The organism is Prevotella sp. P5-92, assembly GCF_002251245.1.
Classification (GTDB): Bacteria; Bacteroidota; Bacteroidia; order Bacteroidales; family Bacteroidaceae; genus Prevotella.
Genome location: NZ_NPJG01000054.1, coordinates 88588 through 95497, shown reverse-complemented (window position 1 = coordinate 95497; position 6910 = coordinate 88588). Strand labels below are relative to the sequence as shown.

The following is a 6910-nucleotide window of genomic DNA, read 5'->3' as shown; positions in this document are numbered from 1 at the left end:
CAGGTGTCATTTCAAACAACAAAGATGTTTTTCTTGTTGTTATAATATTTGATACCCAAGGTATATGTCTGATAATTTTATTACATCTCAATTTATTATCTTTAGACAATGTTAAACTTAACTCTTTTGCAAAAACATCTTCCCATTCAAAGACTATTTGCCAATAAGATTTATCCGTAGTAAATCTTTGTGATATAACATTTTGTAGTTTCATTTATTCTAATACTTTCTAATTTTATTGCCTTTTACGATATTGTAAAAAACATATAAAATACATGATTCATATTTTTCTACTTAATATTCTAAATTCTTTTTTAATGTTTGATCTTTCTCTCCAAGGATTGAAAGGAGATACTTGCCGTAGTCATTCTTCAACATTGGCAGTGCATTCTCTCGCAATTGTTATGCAGTAATCCATCCTTGACGGTATGCAATACCTTCCAAGCAAGCAACCTTCAAGCCCTGGCGCTTCTCCAAAACTTCGATAAAGGTTGATGCCTCAGAAAGGGAATCATGGGTTCCGGTATCGAACCAGGCAAATCCTCTAGCCATGGTCTGTACCTTCAACTGCTTATCCTTAAGGAACTCCTGGTTAACCGCTGTAATTTCCAACTCGCCACGAGAGGATGGCTTGATATTCTTGGCTACTTCTACCACCTTATTAGGATAGAAATACAAGCCTACCACTGCATAGTTGCTCTTTGGATGTTCTGGCTTTTCCTCGATACTGAGGCAATTGCCCTGCTCATCAAACTCAGCTACGCCATATCGCTCAGGATCACTTACACGATAACCAAAGACGGTAGCTTTACTATTCTGCTCAGCATCTATTACTGCCTGATGTAGCATTTGGTTTAATCCTGCACCATAGAAGATGTTGTCACCAAGAACAAGGCAAGCAGAATCATTACCAATGAACTTCTCGCCAATTATAAATGCCTGTGCCAATCCATCTGGTGATGGCTGTTCTGCATACTCGAACTTCACTCCGAAGTCACTGCCATCGCCAAGCAGTCGCTTGAAGCCCGGCAAGTCGAATGGAGTACTGATTATCAATATCTCACGGATGCCTGCAAGCATAAACACAGAGATAGGATAATAAATCATCGGTTTGTCGAAAATGGGAATCAGCTGCTTGCTGATACCCTTGGTAATTGGGTACAATCTAGTACTGGAGCCACCAGCTAATACTATACCCCTCATTTTTCTAGTACAATTTATCATTTATATCGAAATCAAGCACTGCATCCTTCAGACATGCATGCTTCAAGTCTTTCTCACTGAGTATCGCCTTCTCCATAGGTATGCGCCAGTCAATGCCAAGAGACTCGTCCTTGATATTGATGCCGCCATCTGCCTCGGGATGATAGAACTCGTCGCATTTGTATTGGAATACGGCGATTTCGGAAAGAACGGCAAAGCCGTGAGCAAAGCCCCTCGGAATAAAGAATTGACGATGATTGTCTTCCGTCAGTTCCACTGCCACATGCTGGCCAAATGTCGGGGAGCCTTTGCGGATGTCAACGGCTACGTCGAGGACTGCGCCTTTGACACAGCGCACGAGTTTGCTCTGTGTATATGGCATACGCTGATAGTGAAGTCCACGCATCACGCCATACGATGACATCGATTCATTGTCCTGTACAAAGTGGATACTATGCCCAAGAATGGGCGTTACTTTCTCATCAAATTCTCTCTGAGAAAAGCTCTCGAAGAAATAGCCTCGGGAGTCTTTGAAAACGCGGGGCTCAATGATGAGCACGCCGGGGATATTTGTTTGTATTATTTCCATGATTAATTAATATCGGAAAAGCTGTACTCCTTCGTTTATAGTCATTTTGAAAACTCTTTTATTCTTTGTTCCTCCTTCAGTGAGCAGATAAGGATTCTTCCTTCTTTCTCTGCCACTATATATCCATTCAATCCTTGCACTACAATCTTTGCGGCATTGGATGCACTAACGATACAATCTTTACATTCATACAAGCTGATATTGTTTCCTACAACGGCATTGCCATCAGCATCTGTGGCGACATGTGTCTGCACAGAACCCCAGCTGCCAAGGTCGCTCCAACCAAAATCACCGGGAATGGTGAAAATCTTCTGAGACTTCTCCATAACAGCATAGTCGATGCTTATCTTTTCACATGTAGGGAATAGTCGGCGCAGCTCCGGCTCTTCATTCTCCGTAAAGAAAGAATGGGATAGGTCATCCATGATAGAAGCAAGAGAAGGTTGGAATGAGCGAATCTCTTCTTCTATTGTCTTTACATTCCAAACGAAGATACCGGCATTCCAAAAGTAATTGCCAGCCCTGAGATATTCCTCTGCTGTAGCATGGTCAGGTTTCTCTTTGAAACACTCAACCTTAAGGATTTCATCTTTAGCTACCTCGTTCTTTGCCGCAATATATCCATAACCTGTTTCCGGTCGGGTGGGCTTTATGCCTACAGTGACTATGGTATCATTCTTGCTTGTAAAATCAAGTGCTTTTGAGATGATTCGCTGATATTCCGCAACATTCATCACTATAGCGTCAGAAGGTGTTACCACGATATTGGCATCTGCATCCTTCTTCTTGATTTTCCAACATGCGTAGGCTATACATGGTGCAGTATTGCGAGCCTCCGGTTCTTTCAAGATGTTTTCGTCTGGTATGTTCGGAATCTGTTGCTTAACAATCTCCGCATAACTTTCATTAGTCACTACCCACATGTTTTCCACTGGGCATATTGTCTGGAATCTCTCCACCGTCAACTGTATCAGTGTTTTCCCAACCCCAAGTATGTCAATAAACTGCTTGGGGTATTCAGGTGTTGAGATAGGCCAAAAGCGGCTACCAATGCCGCCAGCCATGATTACTATATGTGTATTGTTATTCATTTCCTATACTAATTAAGTTCTATCTGGATTTTATTCTGCCTTCCGTAGGGATTCGAACCCAAGACCCCTAATTTTTATATCTTATTGGCTTTAAATATGCGTGGCGCAATGATGAGCACGCCGGGGATATTTGTTTGTATTATATTCATGATGATTGATTGCTGATTATTGATGAATGATTATTGATTACTGATTGATGATGACTGATTACTGATTGATGATTGCTGATTACTGATTATTCGCACCTTGTTAATTATTAGAGGAGCTCATCAAGCTATCGCAAGTGTCTGATTATTCACACATTATCTATTTTCCAGCGGTGTTCATCAAGCTAAAGCAAGTTCTTCGCACAGCGTTAATATTTAGAGGTGCTCATCAAGCTAAAGCAAGTTCTTCACACATTATATATTTTCAGCGGTGTTCATCAAGCTACGCAAGTTTCTGATTGCTGATTGTTGATTGATGATTACTGATTATTGATTGCTGATTATTTGCCTATCTTGCGCCTTGTTGTGGATACTATGGCGTTGAGGAGCTTGTGGATGCGGACTCTGTCTGTGTTTATAGAGTCGAACTGCACATCGTTCAGATAACCATTATCATGCAATAACTGCAACCAATAGTCGGTTTCATTACATTCCTTCAGGGAGATTTGCATCTTAGAAAGGAAGTCTGCATCGGATTGAGCATGCTGGGCTTCTCGTATATTAGCACCTATGCTTGTACCACTACGGAAAACCTGCTTGCTCATAATGTATTCCTTATATATAGAGTCTTCTGTAAGATACTGAAACAGGCGTGTGATGCGACATGCAAAATCGTAAGACAGGTCTTGAATGCTGGCTGATTGTTTTTGCTCTTCACTAAGTAGGGGAGCATACGTCCTTGTCTTTTTTGACTCATGAGTGCTCGTAGTCTTTTTCCGTTTCCAGTTGAACTTCTTGGGATTATCCATGACTGATTACTGATAACTGATTACTGATTGCTGATTGCCTTTCGGATACCATGCAAAAGTAAGCGGTCATTTAAGACCCGTAAGCCAAGATAAAATAAAATTTTTATTTTTTATTAAGAGAAATAGGGTGTGATTATACCCATTCGGACACAGTTGATGGCTGCTTGTTGCGAGCGGCCATTTCCTCCGGAGTGACAGGCATGGGACCTCATTTATCTCCTCTAAGGGAATTAATCTCATTATCCTTGGCGGCGAGCCTGGCCTCGAACTCAGAGGTCAGATTGCCAAGCTGCCTGGAGAACTCTTCCTTAAGTTTGCGCTCGCGCATCTCGTACTCAGCCCTTACACCTGCCACCACCGCATCTCGCAGTGAGTCTGAAAGGGTGACATCGCCACGTCCCATCATGAAGGCTACAAGTTTGTCCATCATGTCAGCCATCTGACTAACCTTCTCGCTCAGGTTCTTATTCAGGTTCTCAATCTGTGCGCGAAGATCTGAAATCAGCTCGTCCTTCTCACGAAGCTTCTTGCGGAGCAGCCTGTTGTCGGCTGCCTCGCCATGCGCTTGGGCACTGATTGCTTTTATGGACTTTTCTTCTGATTTCATAGTGCAAAGTTAATAAAAATCTCGGTACTTGCGAACCATTGAGGCATAGTACTTGCCTTCTTTTATGTTCATCTTGTCCAAAATTTAAATTCGGGACAAAAGTACTAATATATATTAAGGTTCACAAGACGGCCCTAAATGACTGCTTACGATTATCTACGCAACAGAAAGTTAACTTTGTTGACTCTCGGCTGCGCTCGGCAGAGCATTCAAGCGAGCTTGATGCTTTGCTCTCGCTGGCACGAGAGTTGGAGTGTTTAACGCACATAGTGCGAGTGTTTATGCGCTGAGAGCGCGGCTGACGAATAAGTTAAAGTAATCTTTATTCATTTACAAGTACTCGCAAGTCAAAATACATCAAGCGAGTCTTTAGATGGGTATCATGGGAATACCCAAGATTTTCAGCTTCCTGACTCTCTGAGGAGAAAAGAAATTCAAACCCGTTTTGGGTATAAAAGTTCAACAATGAGTCTTCGTTATAAGCATCTACAATCAAAAATCTGCAACCAGTCTTGTTTTGTTCATCGACGAACCAGGATTTGATAAAATCAAGAACTTGAGAGCCTATGCCAAGATGACGATATTTTAGATTCACTCCCAAACGCCCTATCAGCACTGCTGGATAACGTCTCATCCGCTTTTCGTATGGTATCTGCTTATTTAATCTTTTACCACGATTATTGGGAATAATGTCAACCCTGACACTATCGTTTGAAAGGGTAAACATAGCCACAATCTCATTATTGTCAATATTTGATACGAAACAATATGTCTTTCCTAACAATTCCTTCTTGTATTTCAAGGAATCATTGAGGAAAAAGTCATCAAGGTCAGCATTGCCGCAAGAAAACTCACCGCAATTATCCAGAATCATTTCTGACAGACTTAATAACTGACAGTTGTCTCGTAAATAACTCATTATAATCTTGCGTTTTTGAGTATTGCTCTGGCATCAGCTATCTGTGCAGAGAAATCTATTCTTTCCCTGCCATTGCTGACACTCTCTGCATTATTTACAAAGCGAACAGCGTCTTCGCCTGTCAACGTTGGTATAACCTTTATTTCTAATGCCATAGTTTTATACATTAATTTGGGTGCAAAATTACTATTAATTTTCCAGATAGCCAAACTTTTCCTCGATTTTTTATGGAGTCCGATGTCAAAGTAAGCACTCAATGCCTTTCACCTCATTTAAAATGAGGCGTTTAGCAAAGTGAAAAAGTTCATTTTTATCATTTCTGATGAGTGATTATTCACACATTACATATTTATCAGTGGTGTTCATCAAGCTAAAGCAAGTTCTTCGCACAGCGTTAATATTTATAGGTGCTCATCAAGCTAAAGCAAGTTCTTCGCAAGCTCATCAAGTTGCGCAAGTTTCTGATTATTCCTTGACCAATTCGAGGTTTTTGGCGGAACACTCCATTTTGGCGTAGCCGAGGAAATCGACGCGGAGGGCGAGCATGGTGGTGCCGTCAGGTTTTTTGCAGATGTTGCCTTCCAGTCCGGCGAGACGGCCAGTCTTGATGCGCACCCTGTCGCCTAAGCGAATACGGTTGGGGTCGATGATGACTGCCTTTTCCGCTTCCTCAACCATGCGTTTGAAACTTTCCATCTGGTGGGTCGGAATGCGGGCGAAGTCGTTCTTGCCGGATTCGGTCTTAGATGCACGATTCATCAGGAAATGGAGGATGAAATTGGCTTCGCAGGCCAACTTGTAGCGTGTGGACTCTGTACACCAAATAAACAGATAGCAGGGGGTGAGGACTTCGGTGACCCGCACTCTGCGACCTGTGCTGGGTTGAACACGGAAAACTTTCTGAGTGGGTACGTAGGAGGTGACCTTCTCATTGCTCTCTATAATATTACCATTCCTTAAGTTCTTGATGAGGTTATTCAGTTTTTCCTTGCATTTCACCTCTGTATTGGGGGTGACAACAGCGACAAACCAAGAATATTTATTTTCCATAATTTTGCGTTATTCATTTGCTACAGTCGCGACCATTGCGGCGGGGTGCGGCGGGTTTGCGGCGGGCGGTCTTACATAAAGTAAAGACCCCGGCAGACGTTCGCAGCGGGTACGCCTACGGCGTCGGCAGTTTATGACAAACTGTCGGTGCAAATCGCATCAACTGGACATTTCCATGACTCGCAGTTGAACTGCGGTTTCGTCCTACCTACCTTAGCTGATGGCCAGATGGAAAGGCTCATTTTTGCTGCACTTGTTTACAAGATGAATGCCTCACTCTTAGTAAGAGTGCGTTAATCGTGACAAAGGTACGAATTAATTTGCATTTATTATTATGTTTTGCCGATTTTCTTCTGATAATTAAAGCAATTTAACAGAAAAAATAATGGAGGATGCACGAAATTTCAATTTGATGGATGTCATGTGTGTAGATTTTTCAAGTTTCTTTTTACCTTATATATTATCCTTAAGTTCCTGAAGTGCTTTGTTGCTTGAA

General features: G+C 42.0%; 8 protein-coding genes and 1 pseudogene. All 9 read right to left on the bottom strand.

Annotated features, from left to right (window positions below):
* A partial coding sequence (locus CIK99_RS15585) for a hypothetical protein (protein ID WP_371590989.1) occupies nt 1–214 on the bottom strand: 214 nt, incomplete at its 3' end.
* A gap of 80 nt (nt 215–294) precedes the next feature.
* Nucleotides 295–1203, bottom strand: a pseudogene (rfbA, locus tag CIK99_RS06365) (glucose-1-phosphate thymidylyltransferase RfbA).
* Between the two features lie 4 nt (nt 1204–1207).
* A complete protein-coding gene (gene rfbC / locus CIK99_RS06360) occupies nt 1208–1792 on the bottom strand; it encodes a dTDP-4-dehydrorhamnose 3,5-epimerase (protein WP_094380716.1) in 585 nt (194 codons plus the stop codon).
* Between the two features lie 41 nt (nt 1793–1833).
* Nucleotides 1834–2883, bottom strand: a complete 1050-nt coding sequence (locus CIK99_RS06355; RefSeq protein ID WP_094380715.1) for a mannose-1-phosphate guanylyltransferase — start codon at nt 2881–2883, stop codon at nt 1834–1836.
* Nucleotides 2884–3370: 487 nt separating this feature from the next.
* Nucleotides 3371–3838, bottom strand: coding sequence for a four helix bundle protein (locus CIK99_RS06350; protein ID WP_094380714.1), 468 nt, complete (start codon nt 3836–3838; stop codon nt 3371–3373).
* 208 nt (nt 3839–4046) lie between these two features.
* Complete coding sequence (locus tag CIK99_RS06345) at nt 4047–4445, bottom strand: hypothetical protein (RefSeq protein ID WP_094380713.1); 399 nt, start codon at nt 4443–4445, stop codon at nt 4047–4049.
* A gap of 322 nt (nt 4446–4767) precedes the next feature.
* Entirely contained in the window at nt 4768–5364 is a 597-nt protein-coding gene (locus tag CIK99_RS06340) for a GNAT family N-acetyltransferase (protein ID WP_094380712.1), read from the bottom strand.
* Nucleotides 5364–5519, bottom strand: coding sequence for a hypothetical protein (locus CIK99_RS15520; protein WP_173805322.1), 156 nt, complete (start codon nt 5517–5519; stop codon nt 5364–5366). Before CIK99_RS15520 ends, CIK99_RS06340 begins: the two co-directional genes overlap by 1 nt.
* Before the next feature lie 310 nt (nt 5520–5829).
* Nucleotides 5830–6414, bottom strand: a complete 585-nt coding sequence (locus CIK99_RS06330; protein ID WP_094380710.1) for a transcription termination/antitermination NusG family protein — start codon at nt 6412–6414, stop codon at nt 5830–5832.
* Between the last annotated feature and the right edge of the window lie 496 nt (nt 6415–6910).

Bases quoted from the DNA above. Each gene is read 5' to 3' on its own strand.
- rfbC (WP_094380716.1), bottom strand. From the start codon at position 1,792: ATGGAAATAATACAAACAAATATCCCCGGCGTGCTCATCATTGAGCCC.
- CIK99_RS06355 (WP_094380715.1), bottom strand. From the start codon at position 2,883: ATGAATAACAATACACATATAGTAATCATGGCTGGCGGCATTGGTAGC.
- CIK99_RS06350 (WP_094380714.1), bottom strand. From the start codon at position 3,838: ATGGATAATCCCAAGAAGTTCAACTGGAAACGGAAAAAGACTACGAGC.
- CIK99_RS06345 (WP_094380713.1), bottom strand. From the start codon at position 4,445: ATGAAATCAGAAGAAAAGTCCATAAAAGCAATCAGTGCCCAAGCGCAT.
- CIK99_RS06340 (WP_094380712.1), bottom strand. From the start codon at position 5,364: ATGAGTTATTTACGAGACAACTGTCAGTTATTAAGTCTGTCAGAAATG.
- CIK99_RS15520 (WP_173805322.1), bottom strand. From the start codon at position 5,519: ATGGCATTAGAAATAAAGGTTATACCAACGTTGACAGGCGAAGACGCT.
- CIK99_RS06330 (WP_094380710.1), bottom strand. From the start codon at position 6,414: ATGGAAAATAAATATTCTTGGTTTGTCGCTGTTGTCACCCCCAATACA.